Annotated in this window: 9 protein-coding genes and 1 riboswitch; all 9 genes read right to left on the bottom strand. The window is 71.4% G+C overall.

All coding sequences use genetic code 11. The annotated features are described in order from the left end of the window. Position 1 precedes the first annotated feature (1 nt). The 9 genes from HUA76_RS12505 to HUA76_RS12465 all read right to left on the bottom strand — a co-directional run bounded on the left by HUA76_RS12505 (position 2) and on the right by HUA76_RS12465 (position 16,083). On the bottom strand, positions 2-2,431 hold the full coding sequence (locus tag HUA76_RS12505) for a spermidine synthase (protein ID WP_174460942.1): 2,430 nt from the start codon (positions 2,429-2,431) through the stop codon (positions 2-4). A gap of 19 nt (positions 2,432-2,450) precedes the next feature. Further along, positions 2,451-4,142, bottom strand: a complete 1,692-nt coding sequence (locus HUA76_RS12500; RefSeq protein ID WP_174460941.1) for a carbon starvation protein A — start codon at positions 4,140-4,142, stop codon at positions 2,451-2,453. A 75-nt stretch (positions 4,143-4,217) separates the two neighbouring features. Next, a complete protein-coding gene (locus HUA76_RS12495; RefSeq protein ID WP_174460940.1) occupies positions 4,218-7,502 on the bottom strand; it encodes a serine/threonine-protein kinase in 3,285 nt (1,094 codons plus the stop codon). Between the two features lie 83 nt (positions 7,503-7,585). Further along, the gene (locus HUA76_RS12490; protein ID WP_141649394.1) at positions 7,586-9,268 is read right to left on the bottom strand and encodes an FHA domain-containing protein; all 1,683 of its coding nucleotides are present in this window, start codon (positions 9,266-9,268) and stop codon (positions 7,586-7,588) included. A gap of 161 nt (positions 9,269-9,429) precedes the next feature. Then, complete coding sequence (locus HUA76_RS12485) at positions 9,430-9,921, bottom strand: ubiquinol-cytochrome c reductase iron-sulfur subunit (RefSeq protein ID WP_174460939.1); 492 nt, start codon at positions 9,919-9,921, stop codon at positions 9,430-9,432. Continuing rightward, positions 9,918-10,652, bottom strand: a complete 735-nt coding sequence (locus HUA76_RS12480; RefSeq protein WP_371823464.1) for a cell surface protein — start codon at positions 10,650-10,652, stop codon at positions 9,918-9,920. Before HUA76_RS12480 ends, HUA76_RS12485 begins: the two co-directional genes overlap by 4 nt. Further along, positions 10,649-12,097 carry a hypothetical protein gene (locus HUA76_RS12475; protein ID WP_174460938.1) on the bottom strand — a complete coding sequence of 483 codons (1,449 nt, stop codon included), beginning with the start codon at positions 12,095-12,097 and terminating at the stop codon, positions 10,649-10,651. Before HUA76_RS12475 ends, HUA76_RS12480 begins: the two co-directional genes overlap by 4 nt. Before the next feature lie 147 nt (positions 12,098-12,244). After that, a riboswitch (cobalamin riboswitch) is annotated at positions 12,245-12,459 on the bottom strand. A 20-nt stretch (positions 12,460-12,479) separates the two neighbouring features. After that, positions 12,480-14,093 carry an MXAN_6577-like cysteine-rich protein gene (locus HUA76_RS12470; RefSeq protein WP_174460937.1) on the bottom strand — a complete coding sequence of 538 codons (1,614 nt, stop codon included), beginning with the start codon at positions 14,091-14,093 and terminating at the stop codon, positions 12,480-12,482. Then, positions 14,068-16,083, bottom strand: a complete 2,016-nt coding sequence (locus HUA76_RS12465; protein ID WP_174460936.1) for a TonB-dependent siderophore receptor — start codon at positions 16,081-16,083, stop codon at positions 14,068-14,070. The genes HUA76_RS12470 and HUA76_RS12465 overlap by 26 nt, the downstream gene beginning before the upstream one ends. Positions 16,084-16,122 lie beyond the last annotated feature (39 nt).

The raw sequence follows: 16,122 nt of genomic DNA, 5'->3' as shown, positions 1-16,122 counted from the left end.
GTCACGGCGAAGCGGGCTTCGCCATGGGCACCTTCGGCGGGCCCGAGGGCGCCTCCACATCCACGACGTTCGCGTCGGGGCCAATCTGGCGCAGCACCCGCAGCACGCTGCTGCGGTCATCCGTCCAGGCAAAGTCCTGCTCGTCACGCAGCCCCAGGCGGCGCACCCGTGCCTTGGCACGGGTGAAGGTGGGGCCCCAGGAGAACTCGCGGTCTGGACTGAGCAACATCCAGTTGCTGCGCAGCGCGCTTCCTTCCGTGTCATGGAAGACGAAGGCCGCGTACATCCCCAGGCGGCGCGCATGCGACAGCGTCACTGGCACCAGGTCCAGGTGCACGTTGCTGATGTGCAACGCGAGGACTCCGTGCGGGGCCAGGTGCCGCTTGTACAGGGCGACGGCCTCCTCGGTGAGCAGGTGCACGGGGACGGAGTCGGAGGAGAAGACATCCAACGCCAGCACGTCGAACCCGCCGGGCTCGCCCCGCTCCAGCTCGCGCTCCAGGGAGATGCGCGCGTCCCCTTCCACCACCTCAATCGTCGCGGGCGAGTCGCCCAGGTAGCTGAAGAAGCCGCCCTCGCCTCGCGCCAGGGAGATGACCACCGGGTTGATTTCATAGAAGCGCCCCCGGTCCTCCTTCTCCAGCAGCGCCGCGCTCGTCCCCACGCCCAGCCCCAGCACACCCATGCGCAGGCCCGGAGGCAGTCCCACCGCCGCGCGCAGCCGACGCTGCTCGGCGACAGCCAGTCCCAGACCGGCCTCTCGCGTGTAGTAGGTCGTGGGCCACGAGCGCAGCTCCGGTTTGACGTACTGCATGCCATGGGTGATGGCGCCGTGGCGCTGACTGTAGAGGTGTTTGTCCGGCGACTCCTCGTTCTGCTCCGTCACCCTCACCACGCCGAAGAAGTTCCGCTCGCTGAACAGCGCCTTGTCCAGCTCCCGGTTCACCGACAGGAACAGGTTCACCGTCACCATGACGAGCATCGCGCCGCGCAGCACCCGTCGGCCGCGCTGACTCCACGTCTCTGCCGCCGGCCCGCGCACCATGCCCGCGAGCGCCACCGCGCAGCAGCCCCCCAAGGACAGCGGGTACTCCCAGTACGCGCGGAAGAAGGCGGTGGCCACGCCGCTGACGAACAGCGCGCCCAGCACGCCACCGGCGGACACCCACAGGTAGAAGGCGCTCAAATGGCGCGGTGACGGACGCAGCCGGTACAGCTCGCCGTGACACACCATGCAACCGGCGAAGAGCGACGCGGCGTAGGCGATGAGCTGGAGGGTGAGCGGGAAGTGGGCCCCCGCCGCGTGCGCGTGCGCCACCATCGCTCCGGAGCCGATGAGCAGCACCGAGTAGACGGTGCGCGAATAGAAGGACTCGCGCGAGAAGGCGATGATGAAGGTGAGCAGGTAGACGGCCAACGGCAGCACCCAGAGGAAGGGGCCCGCGGCCACGTCCTGCGAGAGCTGGTTCGTCGTCGCGAGCAACAACACGGACGCGCACGTGGCCAGTCCGAGCCACGCCAGCGTCCGGCCCACACCGGGTCGAGCCTCGGAGTCGCGGGGCGCGGCCTCCAGTGAGGCGCCTCGTGCTTCTCGCCGCATCGCCTCGAAGGCGGCTTCCCGGGCCGCCTCCGCGTCCGTCTGAAACCGTGATGCCGACTCAAACGCCGTCGATGAACCTGCGCCTGCATCCTGCGTGGCCATCGCGCCGACTCGGGCGCTGACGTCTTGCGATGCGAGTTCGCCCGCTGTCACTCGGGCCGTGGCGCCCTCCAGGAGGACCGCCCCGCGTGGACCTGTCGCTTCCGTGCTCGCCACCACGCGCTCATGCCGCAGCACATCCAGCGCGCACACCGCGCAGGCTCCCACGAAGAGGACGAAGCCCACGCCCCAGCCCCACGCCTGCGTGGCTCGCCCCACCCACGGCTCCACGAGGAAGGGGTAGCCCAGCAGCGCCAGCAGCGAGCCCACGTTTGACAGCGCATACAGCGCATACGGTGAGCGGCCGGGCCTCGCGCGAGCAAACCAGGACTGGAGCAGCGGCCCCGTCGTGCTCAACACGAAGAACGGCAGGCCGATGGTGGCCGCCAGCATCGCCAGCAGCCTCGGCACCGCCAGGTCCGTGCCCACCGGACGCCACTCCGGCCCCGGTGCCACGGGCGAGCCCACCCACAAGGCCCGCGCCCCCAGCACCGCCACCGCCACCGCCAGGACGCCCAGGTGCACCTTCGCCTGCGTCCGTGGCGTCAGCCGCGAGGCGAGCCCGTGCGCATACGCATACCCTCCCAGCAGCGCCGCCTGGAAGAACAGCATGCATGCGGTCCAGACGCCGGGCGTGCCGCCGTACCACGGCAACGCATACCGCCCCGCCAGGGGCTGCACACCAAACAGAAGGAAGGCACTGGTGAAGATGGCGACGGCGTAGCGGAGCATGGCGAACCTGGAGGCTGAATCAGACCGCGGGCGCGGTGGCCGAAGGTGCTCGCCGGGAGCGCAGCGCACGCGCCCCCGCGGTGAAGAGAGACAGGGCCAACGCCAGCAACACCACCGCCACCACCCCGTTCACCCGGGAGACGGCGGAGCTGGCCGGCTGCAGCGCCTCGCGCACCAGGAGCACCAGGCTGGTGAGCGTCACGGCCCCCACGAACAACATGGGCACCAGCGCGTACACATACGGCCGGCTCGTGCTCTTGAGCCACACACAGACGCCCAGCAGGGACAGCGAGGCGAGCAACTGATTGGACGTGCCGAACAACGTCCAGAACGAGCGCCACGCCCCCGTGCCCGCCAGCAGCACGAAGGCCAGCGGCACCCCACACGTCACCGCCGTGGCCACCATCGCCGACACCCGGCCCTTCCGCCCCGTCAGCTCCTGGAGGATGTAGCGCCCCAGCCGCGTGGACACGTCCAGCGTGTCGAACACGAACGTGGAGAAGGCCATGGCGCCGAACGTCGTGGCGAAGACGAGGTGCTCCTTGCCCAGCACCGTGACGAGTAGGCGTCCCAGCCCCGCGCCGTACACCGCGCCCGGCGCCTTGCCCGTCAGCTCCCCCTTCGTGGCAATCATCACCGTCGCCAGCGCGATGACCGCCACGAAGCCCTCCAGCAACATCGCCCCGTAGCCCACCGGCTTGCAGTGCGGCTCCTTGTCTATCTGCTTCGACGTGGTGCCCGAGCACACCAGCCCGTGGAACCCCGAACACGCCCCGCAGGCGATGGTGACGAAGAGGAAGGGAAACAGCGCGCCTCCCGCCCCCGGCACGTTGAAGCCCGCGAAGGCCGGCTGCTGAATCGACAGCTCCCCGCTCAACCCGCCGTAGAAGATGCCCACCACGCCCACCGCCAGCGCCGCGTAGAGCACGAAGCCGCCCAGATAGCCGCGCGGCTGCAGGAGCACCCACACCGGCGTGAGCGACGCGACGAAGCAGTACGCGAGGATGAGCGCCGCCCAGCCCCGCGCATCCAGCACCAGCAGCGTGGAGAAGCGCGTGCCCAGGTACACCACCCCCAGCGTCGCCGGCACGAAGATGAGCGTCTGCAGCCACAGCGGCGGCTTCAGGTACCGGTCCACCAACCCCATCACCACCGCCAGCGCCAGGTATGCAATCGACGCGAAGGCCACCGCGCCGCCGGGGTTGAAGCGGAAGGTGAGCCCCTCCAGCTCCGCGTCACCGCTGACGAACGTCGCGGCCGTGGCGTCCGTGAAGGCGACGATGACGTAGACGAGCGCCACCCAGATGAAGGCCAGCATCGCCAACCCCGCCGTTGCCCCCAGGTGGGTGCGCACCACCTCCGCGATGGAGACGGCCCCGTGGCGCACGCTGGCCACCAGCGTGGCGAAGTCATGCATCGCCCCGATGAACACCGCGCCCACCGCAATCCACAACAGCGCCGGCAACCAGCCGAACTGCTGCGCCGCGAGGATGGGACCCGCGATGGGACCCGCCGCGGCAATCGCGCTGAAGTGCTGACCCAACAGGTAGAAGGGCTTCGTCGGCACGAAGTCCACGCCGTCGTTCTTCGCGTGCGCGGGCGTCTGGGCCTCACCGTCCAACCGGAACTGCCGGGCGATGAAGCCACCGTAGAAACGATAGCCGAGGGCCAGCACCACCAGGAACACGCCGGCAATCAGGGGGAGGCTCATCCCTGAAGGCTTTCCCGCCCGGGACTTCCGGTCAACTCCATGACTCCTGGACGCTCGGGGAACGAATCAGCGTCCTCACTGCCCCACTTTGTCCAGCTGTCGCTGCGCGGCCTTCTTGAGCCGCTTCACCTTCCCGAGGAGCTCGGGGTCCACCTCTCCCTCGGAGGCCTCCACCAGTTCCTTCAGGTCGTCCCGCTGCTGGCACAGGAAGCCCAGGTCGTCGCAGGAGCGGAACTCCTGGAGCGTCTTGAACACCGCAACGGACTCCTTCCACTCCTTCTTGAGCTCGGCCTGGGACTTGTTCGTGCTGCCGGAGATGATTCGCACGCGCGGGGCCGCCGCGCGCTTCGGCGGGGTGGACTTCGGGGGCGCGGACTTCGGGGGGCTGTTCAGCGGGGCCAGGAGCAGGTCCTCGGACAGCTTCTCGTCCGACGGCTTCGGAGGAGGCGCGGGGGGGGTGTCGACAGCGGCCTGTGGGCTGTTCACGGCGGCCACGTCACCCGTGGGTGGAGGCGCCGCGGCCCCTTCGCCCGGCGCGGCCTCTGGAAGCGCGGGCTCCCCGCGCGCCACGGCGTTCTCGGAGGGCAGCGGCGGGGTCCGCTCGATGGGCCTGGAAGGCGGCGGGCCCTCCAGGACCTGGGTGAGCCCCAGTTGGTGCGTCAGGCGCCTGCGCAGCACGGGGTCCAGGGTGAGCGCGGCGGCTCCTGCCAGCAGCGCACCCAGTCCGCCCAGCACCACCACCCACGCCACGACGGACCTGCGCTGGGAGCGCCTGGGGATGGTCGTCCGCCGGGTGTCCTCTCCCGGGCGGCGCGCGGCGGGCTGCGCATTCGGACGGACGGGCACCGCCGTGCGGCGCGTCTCGTCATGCGAGGGCATGGACACGCGCACGTCCACGTCCTCCTCCTCGTCCTCGACTGGCGCGGGCGCCGGGGCGGGCGCGGGGCGGATGACGGAGGCGGACCCCGTGCGCCGGCCCGACACGGGCGCCATGCCAGGAGACGAGGGGCGAACGCGGCGTGAGCCCGTCTTCGGACGCGACGGGCCGGACCTCTCCTCCTGCTCCCGCGCGGCGCCTTCCGCGTCGCGAAGGAAACTCTCGTCCAGCACCACGCGAGGCTGGGTGTCCTCATGAAGGCCGGCGGCGGCACGGGGCTGCGTGTCGGCCGCGCGAGGCCCCCGAGGGTCCGTGTCCGCGTCGCGAGGCGCACGCGGCTGCGTGTCGTCGGAGCGCTCCGCGCGCGGCGGCCGGGACGCGCGCGGATTCGTGTCCATCTCCTCCACCCGCGCCGCCTGCTCGTCGTGCCCCATCTGCTCGGGCGTGAGCACCGGCAGCTCGGCGCTCTCCGGCTCGGAGCCCGTGTCCGAGACGACCACGCCCGGCTCGGCACTTCTCGAGGGAGGCGCACCGCCCGGGTTCGTGCGCACCGGCGTGCTCGCGGGGATGGAGATGGCCGGCATCACCATCGCTCCCGAGCGCGTCGGGGCGCTCGGAGGCGGCGAGGAGAACGGTCCGCTCGTCGCGGAGACGGCGGGCATCACCAACGCCCCCGAGCGCGCGGGAGCCCCGGTCGGAGGCGAGCCCGCGGGAGCACCCAGCGCCTGCCGCTGCGGCATCACCGCGGAGGCAGGAGGCACCGGCGCGGCGGGCGGCGGCTGGGACGCGGGAGGCGCAAGCCCACCGGGACGAAGACCCGACGCGGGCACCGGGGGCCGGGACATCGGCGCGCCGGGACGAGGCTCGCCCCCCATCACGCGCAGCGGCTCCGCGCGGGGCTCCGTCGGCTCCACCGGCCACGGAGAGGGCTCCGAGTCGGCGGGGCCGACCACGGCGCCAATGGGCAGCAGCTCCAGCTCGGTGGGCCGCATGTCCGGACGCGCGGGCATCGGGGGCGGCGGCGCGGGCGGGGACCAGGGGGCGGGTGGAATGGCCTCCGGCGGCACGGTGGCCAGCGGCACCTCCCGCGTCTGCGAGGGCGGACGCATCACGGGAGCAACGGCGGGCGGCGGCGTGGGAGGAGGACGGTTGAAGGCCTCCGGCTCCACCTCCACCGAGGGCGACGTGTCCGGATTCAGCCGGCTCGCCCGGGCGCGGGCCTCTTCCTCCAAGGCCTCCAGCGGGAAGGCGGGCCGCGTGGCCTCGTCCATGGGAATGCCCGGACGCGTCTCGCCGTCATTCACCGGACCGCCGGCCTCGCGGCTGCGCGGCGTGGGGTGGAAGGAGAGCGCCTCCACCGGGCCATCCAACCGGATGGTCTTCGCGGGGAGGATGGCCCCCGCCGGCAGCGTCGCGCGGGGCGCGGTGCCGCCGTCGTCCTGCTCCTGCGCCGCGGCCCGTGGCTCGGGGACACCTCCGCGCGGCACGTCCTTGAGGCTGGCCAACAGGCGCCGCTCGGACTGGAAGTCCGCCGTGAAGAGCTCCCGCATGAAGCGGCTGACGCTCTCCGGGCCCGCGCTGGCGTCAATCTCCATCAGGCACGTCTGCAGCCGGCCACGGAACTCCTCCGCCGTCTGGAAGCGCTGCGTGGGGTCCACCTCCAACGCCTTGGCCACCAGCGCCGTCACCGAGCGCGGCGTGAGCGGCTCCACGTTGTCCAGGGGGGCGACCTTGGGGTTGGCCACCACGGACATCAGCTCGCCGGGGTGGATGCCGTCGAAGGGGTTCTTGCCGGCGATGAGCTCGTAGAGCGTGAGGCCCACCGCGTACAAGTCACTGCGCCGGTCCACCGGCTGGTGCCGCGCCTGCTCCGGGGACATGTAGAGGAACTTGCCCAGGATGATGCTCGGGTTCGTCTTCGCCGCGGACAGCCGGCTCTTGGCGAGCCCGAAGTCGACGACCTTCACCTCCCCCTCGTAGGAGATGAGGATGTTCTGCGGAGAGATGTCCCGGTGGACCAGCTTCAGGTCCTCGCCGTCGTCATCCTTCTTGCGGTGCGCATAGGCGAGCGCGTCCAGCACGCGGCCCATGATGTAGAGGATGAAGGTGAGCGGCAGCGGCACCTGCCTGTCCCGCACCCGAGCGGCCACCTTGCGCAGGTCCTTGCCGTCCACGTACTCGAGGGCCATGTAGGCCTCGCCCTCGTGCAGCCCCATGTCCAACACCTGGGCGATGGAGCCGTGGCTCAGCCGGACCAGGGTGCGCGCCTCGCCCACGAAGCGCTCGACGAAGTCGCTGTCCTCCGCGAGCTGCGGGAGGATTTTCTTGATGACGCACAGCTTCTCGAAGCCCTGCGCGCCCTCCAGGCGGGCGAGATAGATCTCACCCATGCCGCCCGTCGCCAGATGGGACAGGAGGGTGTACCGGCCAAAGGGCTGGGGCCGGAACGGACGCAGCCGGGCGGAAGGGTTATGGGCGTTCATGGAGGCGGGGGTCCACCACTCGGGCCCCATTGAACCCCGTCCAGGGCCACGGCATCAACCCGTCAACCTGCCGCGAGGGGTTTTCACCGCAGGCCCGGGTTGGTGAGCGTGCCGACATCCTCGTCGAGCACCTCGAAGACGGCCACCTTCTCCCGGGGTGCGCGCACCATCCGCTCCCCCAGGGGCATCACGTCGAAGCGGGCCCCCACGGAGGCCAGCATCTTGCCGGTCATCAGCACCTGGCCGGGGTTGCCCGTGGCGGCCAGCCATCCGGCCACGGCCATGCCCTCGCCCACCGCCGTGTAGTCCGAGCGCACCTCGTTGCCGATCATCCCCACCAGCGCGCGCGTGGTGTGCAGGGCCAGCCGCAGCTCGCAGCGCTCGTCCAGGGGGCGGCGGCTCATGGCCCGCTCCCAGTCGGCGCGCAGGGACAGGGCGGCGCGCACGGCCCGCACGGAGTCCTCGCCCTTCACGTAGGGCACGCCGAACAGCGCCCGCATGGAGTCGCCCTGGAAGCCCTCCACCGTGGCCTCGAAGCTGAACACGATGCCGGTGGCCCGCGAGTGGAATTCGTTGAGCAACTGGGTGGCCTTGGCCGCGCCGATGCGCGGAGCCAGCGCGCCAAAACCCACCAACTCCACGTGCAGCACGGTGAGGGTGCGCTCCTCCAGCCCCGGCAGCCGTCCCCCCTGACGCAAGGCCTCCGACGCTCGGCGCTCCGCGATATCTGGCGGGTGGAAGCGCTCCAGCATCCGGCGCATCCGCTCCAGCGTGGCGCCGCCCTCCTTCGGGGAGAACTTCTGCACGCCCGTGGCCACCAGGTGCGCCACCGCCGAGCACGCATCCAGCATCGGCTCCAGCCCATCCCCCTTCGCGGAGGTGTTGACGTAGAGCACGCCCGCGTACGGGGGCTCGGCGCCAATGGGGATGCACAGCACGCTGTCCACGCCGTAGAGGATGACGCTCTCGCGGGCGGCGAAGCGGCGGTCGTCGCGCACGTCACCCACGGCGAGCGCGCGGCCCTGCTTCAGCGCCTCGTCGACGATGGCGTCGGACACGGGCACCTCGCCCTTGGCCAGCTTGCCCCGGTGACGCACCGCCGCCGGCACCAGCGCGCCCGTGGGGTGCTTGAGCAGCACGACGGCCGTCGTGGCGTCCGTGCGCTCCAGCAGCCGGTCCATCGTCATGTCCAGGAAGGTGGACAGCGTGGTGGCGGTGGAGAGCGCCTCCGCGGTGCGGAACATCAGCACCAGCGTCTCCTGGCCCACGCGGGGACTTGCGGGCGCAATCGGCGTGGACGCGCTGCTGAAGTCCTCGAAGGGCATGGGCCCCACGTTGTCCAACAGGCGCAGCACGTCCGCGTCCCGCACGCTCTTGGCCAGCAGCACGGAGGGGCCCACGTCCTGCCCATGGCCGAAGCGCACGACGCCGCCCGCGCCCAGGTCCACCATCTCCGTGGCCGCGTTCTCCACCGTGTTGGGCTGGCGGACCGCGAGCGTGTTCTCGCCCAGCGCGACGGTGTCCCCGGGGGACAGCTGTCGTGAGCCCTGCAAGGGCGCGCCGTTGACGCGACTGCCGTTACGGCTGCCCAGGTCCTCGATGCGGAGGATGTCCGCCTCGACGTACAGGCGCGCGTGCCGGCGCGAAACGAGGTCGCCACCCAGGACGATATCGTTCTCGTCCGCGCGGCCGAGGCTCGTCACGCCCTCGGGCAAATCGTAGGACGTATCGAAGTAGCCGGGCCCGTTGATGATGATCTGCCACATCGAATGCCCGACATTACACGACTCTCCCGTCTCATGAGAGAAGGAGACACCGCTTCGAGAGGGGGGACAGGAGTGACCCGGACTGCCGGCGCAAGTGCTTCGCGCCGCGTCAAGACTGACAGTGCTCCGGGCGACTCGCAAGTGCCCGCCAGGGCGAGTCCTCAGCGCGGCCGGTGGATGAAGACGGACTGTCCGTGGCGCACCGCGGTGAAGGCCGTCAGCGCTCTTTGGGCGGGGCCTTGGAGCACCGCGCCATCCAGCGCGAAGCGGGAGCCGTGACAGGGACACTCCATGACGCCCTCGGCCGGGAGCCAGTCCACGGCGCAGTCCCCGTGCGTGCAGATGCGCCACAGCGCCACGAAGCAGCCGGGCCGCGTGTGCACGAGCACCACGTCCAGGAGCGCTTCGGGCACGCGCACCTCGGCGTGGCCTCCCGGGGATTGAAGCGCCGGGTGGTCCGCGAGCCGCACTTCCACCCAGCCCTCCTCGGTGGTGCCCGGCACCGGCGCCCCGGGGCAGGCGGCGCCGTCGGGCGGGAGGTCCAGGACGATGGCCTCCCGCCACTCCCCGCCGCACCCCACTCCCAGCGCGGCCAGGGCACAGCCACCCTGGGCCAGCGTGAGGAGCGCGGCGCGGCGGTCCAGCTTCGTCATGGCGCGGCCGTGAGCGACACGCCGTTCACCACGGCGACGCCGTCCAAATCGAACCCGGCGGACGTGCCGGCGGAGCCGCTGGTGCCGGAGTCCTGGATGCGCACGTAGCGCGCCCGGCTCAGGCCCACGGTGGCCAGGTCGAACCCGTCTCCGCCCGCGACGGCGGGGTCCGTGGCGCTGATGCCGGCGGCGGGGTTGGCCGTCACGGGACGCACGCCCGCGCAGCCCGGGTAGTTGTTCGCCGCGTCCGAGGGGGCGCAGGGGAACTCGAACCACTGCACGCCATCGTCGCTCACGGACACCTTCGCCCGCTCGGTGAAGGCGCGAGGGCCTCCGGCGATGAGGAAGGCGTTCTCGAAGACGAGCAGGTCCACGCCCGGCCCGTCCATCACCGCGAGGTCCGTGAAGCGAAGGGTGATGGAGCCCGACTTGCCCAGCGAGAGGACGTCGAGCGAGCCGCTGTCCAACCCCGAGCCCACCGGCGGCCCGAGGACGATGGACGGGAAGCGGTCCTGTCCGAAGCCCGCGCCGGGGCCCGGAAGGAACTCCACGACCTCGTCCGCGTACGGGTCCGCGGGCACGGCGACACTCGCGTCTTCAGGCGAGCCCGAGTCCCCCGGCCCCGCGTCCTCCGAGGGCGAGGACGGGTCCTCACCACCGCAGGCCGACAGGCTCAGGAGCAGGGCGAGCGCCGCGCCCCGCTGGTGCGGCCAGGACACGCGGCGACTCACGGGGCCACCTGGAGGCGGACCAGTCGCTGGCCGTTCTTGTCGGCAACGCCCACCAGCACGTCCGAGCCGAGCGGCTCCAGCATCGTGACGGTGGTGCACTGGTCCACGTAGTCGAGCACGGCGGCGCGCGCGCCCACCGTGACAGTGTCGCTCCCCGTGCTGGTGGACAGCGCGAAGCGGGACACATCCGTGCTCACGAAGCTGAAGTTCTCGTCATACCCGCCGCGGTTGACGACGACACCCGCGCCGAAGGAGGACGCACTGTCGAAGTCGCTGCCCACCTCGATGGGCGACTGGCTGCCCAGCTCCAGCGGCGTCCCGCTGGTGATGGCCTGGGCGACGACCGACGGCGCCACGCCGTAGATGACGTTGACGAAGTCTCCGTTGAAGAAGCCCAGCGCGGCGACGCCATTGTCCGCCACGGCGGTGAAGCCGCTGGCGACCACGCCTTCGGCCGGGAAGTTGGCCACGCGCACCGTGCCCAGGGGATTCGCGGACGTCACCACGCCGTAGATGCCGAGCCCCGTGGGCAGGGTGCCCAGGCCACCACCGTTGAGGAGCACCGCGCTCGTGTCCCCGTTCGAGAAGGCCGCCGCGGAGTAGTTCTTCGGCGCGGTGAGGAAGGACGACGAGGCCGGCGTGGCGATGTCGTAGAGCGAGAGGGAGCCCGGAGACCCGGAGGCACCCGTGGTGTAGCCGGTGAAGACGCGCTGCCCGTCGTTGATGAGGTAGCCGCCCGCGTAGACCGCGACGCTGCCAGCGCGGTCCTCCGGGGTGACGACGTCATAGAGCTTGGTGGGGGACAGCTGGAGGTCGGGCCACGTGCCCATCGAATACAGCGCGGCGTCCTTGCCGCCCCCCTGCACCGCGTAGAACGAGTACGTCGGACCCGGCGACGAGCCCAGGGCGGAGATGCCATCCGGCAGCGGGGCCGTCTCGGTGGCGACGAAGCCCGCCTGGAGCTGGAGCGTGCCCAGCTTCGCGTCGTGCGGCGTCGTCTCACAGGTGACGGGGCCCGCGTCCGGCGTACCCGCATCCGGCGTGGGGTCCACGGGGCCGGCGTCCGGCGTGCCCGAGTCCACGGGGCCCGCGTCCGGCGTGGGGTCCACCGGGCCTGAATCCGGCGTGCCCGAGTCCACGGGACCGGCGTCCGGCGTGCCCGAGTCCACCGGACCTGAATCCGGCGTGCCCGAGTCCACGGGACCCGCGTCCGGCGTGCCCGCGTCAGGCACCGGGGGCTGGCCAATCGGCTCCGTCTCGCACTTCTCGTCGACGCAGACCCACTGCTGGCCCGCGGGGGGCTCGCCGTTGTCGGCGCGGCAGTCGAATGTGTCCACGCACTCGGGGTTGCAACCCGTGCCAAGCAGCGCCACCGCGAAGGTGGTCACAGCCAGCGAAACAGACTTCGTCCAGGGAGCTACGCGCTTCCAGTCAGCGGTCTTCATCGGCGTCCTCAGTCCCTCTCCGCCCCCACGGGCGGGTGGGCATCCAGGAGGACGCGGTCGAAGGCGGGCCCGGGCACACCCACGTGCACGGAAGAAAGGCTGACGCCTCCGCCGCCTCCCCTCGGAGGCCTCGGTGATGTCCGTGCCCGAAGGGCACGGGTCCTTGGCAGGTTTTCGGACTCGCAGGCGCGGATGCCCCGGGGGCACCCACCTAGTGGCCGTCGCTTCCCAGCCCCATGGAGGGACCAGTGCTTCGTGACGGCGGTCGTTCCTGCACACCGCTGCGGGGCAGTCCCGGATTCACACCGGGTTCCCTAGAGCCGCCGTGTTTCCACGTCAGCACCGAGGACGCCGGCGGGGATATGGCGGGTGACCGGCATTGTCAATGGAGCGCGGTGACGTCGATGGCATTGGACACGGGGCGACGCGGGTCCAACGGGCACGCCTCCAGCGCGGGGCCCTTCGCCTCGGGCGTGGAGTAGCCACGACGCTCGGTGAGGCGGCCGTCTCCCACCTCCACCACGAAGACGCGGCCGGCGTTGGTATCCGCCAGGTACACCGAGCCCTTCGCCACCGCGAAGCGACTGGCCACGGAGAGCACACACCCGGGCGCGCCCGGCTGACAGCCAGGGTTGAGCGCGTAGGAGGCCACGACGGTGTCGTCCTTCACCAGCACCAACCCGGTGGAGCGCACGGACGTCGCGATGTAGCCATTCTCCGGGTCATAGAGGGCCTCGCCGATACAGGCGACCACCAGCTGGTCCCCCACCGCCTCCACGTAGCCCGCGTTGAGGCAGCGCTCCGCGCCCAGGTCGATGGCGCTCATCGCGCCGGTGGAAGGGTCGATTCGCGCGAGCATGCCCGGCCCGTTGGGACGGTAGTCATTGGCGGGATTCAGATTGGTGAGCGCCACGTACACGGCGGAGCGCGTCGCCGTCACCGAGTACGGCAGCGGCATCACCGGGCCTCCGCCAAAGGGCTTCAGGTCCAGGCCCGCGAGCGACAGCGTGTCCACCTTGCGCGGCTGCTCGGGGTTGGAGATGTCCACACGCGCCACGGCGTTGCCGTGCTGGAAGTTGGAGCTCGCGGTGCCGAACAGCGGGATGAAGAGCGTATCGCCGAAGCGCGCGAGCGCCTGGGGACTGGTGTTCGCGCCCAGGTTCACCTGGCCCACCGTGCGCAGGCCCAGGCCATTGCCCTGCGCCGTGCCCTCGCGCTTGAGCACCTGGAGCGTGTTGTTCACCGAGTCGACGACGTACACGTAGGGCGGGTCCACGAGGATGTCGTTGGGCGAGCCGGAGACCACGCCCAGCGAGTCCTCCTCGACGAGGGTCCCCAGGTTGCCTCCCGCCGCCTGGAGCAGCTTGCCGTTCGTCATGTCCGCCGCCAGCACGAAGCCGTCCCATGACGCGAGCGACTGCACACCCGCGCCGAACTCGCGCCGGGGCCCCAGCTGGTCCGTTCCCGCCTGGATGCCCACGAGCTGTCCGTTCGTGAAGCACGCCGTCACCACGTCGTATGCGCACCGTCCGGCGTGACACGACTGCACGTCCGGACACGCGACGCCGCACGCGCCGCAGTTCAGCACGTCCGTCCGCGCATCCACGCACGCACCACCGCAGCGCAGCAGCCCCTCCGAGCAACCTTCGCGACACGCGCCCGCCTCGCACACCTGACCTGTGGCGCAGGCCGTGCCGCAGGTACCGCAGTGGGCCACGTTCGTCGCGGTGTCGACACAGGCGCCATCACAGGACTCGGTGCCAGCGCGACAGCCGCAGACGCTGTCCTGACAGACTTCGCCCGTGGAGCAGGTGTTGCCACAGGCGCCGCAGTGGGCGGTGTCGCCGCGCAGGTCCACGCAGGTGCCGTCGCAGACCGTGAGGCCGGCGGTGCACACCACGCCTTCATCCGGGCAGCCGGTGAGCACGAGGGCCAGGAGACAGACCGACAGCAACGCCAGCGGCGTGGACTCAAGGGGACGGAGCGCGCGGGGCATGGGAGTCCTCGGAGGAGGGAGACGACGTGGGGTTCGGCTCGAGCGACACCGCGAGCGTCGCGTAGGCCGCGCGCCCTGGCAGTGGGAAGCCGGTGAAGTCCTGGGCCCGTGAGTCGAGGAGGTTCTTCACCTCGACCGACAGGGTGACGTCCGGAGCGTGCAGGAAGGTGCTGGAGGCACCCACGCTCCAGAGGGTGCGTGACGGCAGGCCGCGCGTGCCGGTGCGGTTGACGAGCTGCGTGGCCTGGTACAGCACCTCCGTGCGGGCGTTGAGCCAGTCGGGCCCGGCGCGCACGCGGCCCACCCACTTGTGGCGCGGGCGGTAGGGCAGGTCCTGATTGTAGAAGCGTGGGTCGCCCAGGCGGTTCTGCGTGCGCAGCCACGTGTAGCTGCCGCTCGCGGACAGCCAGGAGAAGGGCCGGGCCTCGCCTTCCAGCTCCACGCCCCACACTCGGGCGGCGTCGAAGTTGTAGGGCCGCGCCATCATCGGGGGATACAGCTCGTAGGCGATGAGGTTCTCGTACAACGCCGCGAAGCCGCCCGCCGTCGCGCTCCAACGGGGCGCACCCGAGACACGCTTTTCGGAGTCCCAGACCAGGGCCGCGTCCGCGTACAGGGCGCGCTCGGGCTTCAAGCCGGGGTTGGGCAGGAGCGTGCCCTGGCGGATGTACAGCTCTAGGAACGAGGGCGCGCGGTGGGACTGTCCCGCGTTGGCGCGCAGCCCGAAGCCACCGCCCAGGGACACCGCCGCGCCGAGCTTCGGAGAGAAGAGCCAGTAGGGCCCCACGCGCTCCAGCCGCAACGAGGGCACCACGTCCAGCACGCCGCCGAACAGGGCCCACTCGTCCATGACCATGACGCTTCCGCGCCACCAGCCCGCGGACTGCGCGCCCCGGGCCTCGGTGACCTGCTCGCTGGAGGAAGCCACGGTGGTGGTCAGCGTGTGAGCACCGCCCAGCGGAGTACGCCCCTCCAGTTCCACGCCGCCGACGAGGTGGCGCTGCGGGCCTCCCGCGCCGAGGAGGCCGCCTGTGACCTCCAGGCCATCGCGTCGGAAGAAGCCTCGCGCGCTGCCTTGCGTGCCCGTGCCACCGAGCGCTCCCGACCAGCGCACCCCGAGCGAGAGCCGGTCCAGGTCCTGTCGCCCGGCGGACTGGGGATTCTGCACCGTGCCGGGAATGGCGCGGTCCTCCAGGGCCAGCTCGGAGAGCACATCCAGACGCGAGCCTCCGGGCAGTCGACGCCGGTAGCGCAGCAGCACGCCGCCACCCTTCGCGTCGTTGCGGGCACGGGCCTCGGCGGTGACGGGGTTGTCGTCCACCGCGGGCAGTTCATCGAGCTCGTAGGCGAAGTCTCCATCCGAGCGCCCCGCATGGAGCAACACCAGTCCATGTCCGTCGAGCAGCGGGCCCGTCACCGCGACATGTCCCAGCGCCGTGTTCCAGCTTCCGTAGGTGACCTCACCACTGGCGCGAGTGTGAGAGGAGGGCGCGCGCGTGACGATATTCACCGCACCGCCCAGACCTCCCGAGCCATAGCGGGCGCCCGCGCCACCGCGCAGCACCTCGAAGCGCTCCACCAGCGCGGCGGGAACCTGGGACAGGTCCGCCATGCCGCCCGCGCCGTTGAGCGGGATTCCATCGAGGAACACCAGCACGCCGTTCGACGCGGCGCCTCGGACGACGAGGCTCTTGCTCTGGCCGTAGCCCCCCGAGTCCTGCACCGCGAGGCCCACCGAGCCGACGAGCAGCTCCGCCGTGTCGCGCGCTTCGCCCGCGCGAGCGGTGGCATCGATGACGGTGATGGCGCCCGTCGGGTCCCTGCGCTCGGGCGAGTCCGGCGGTGGCGGCGACTTGCCGCGAACCACGGTGGCGCGCACACGGGAGCTGTCCGGCTCCGCGGCGGCATCGTCCGGCACCTGGGCACGGACTTCGACAGGGAGGCTGAGCGCCAGGCACACCAGGTGCCCAACGAGGAAGGTGCGCCGCATGCTCCGCCTTCCGCTCTCTCCATCGAAGAGAGAAGGCCG

Source organism: Myxococcus sp. CA056 (genome assembly GCF_013336715.1).
In the GTDB taxonomy this organism is placed as follows: Bacteria; Myxococcota; Myxococcia; order Myxococcales; family Myxococcaceae; genus Myxococcus; species Myxococcus llanfairpwllgwyngyllgogerychwyrndrobwllllantysiliogogogochensis.
The sequence above is the reverse complement of the archived record's forward strand: the minus strand, read 5'-3'. Positions and strand labels throughout refer to the sequence as shown.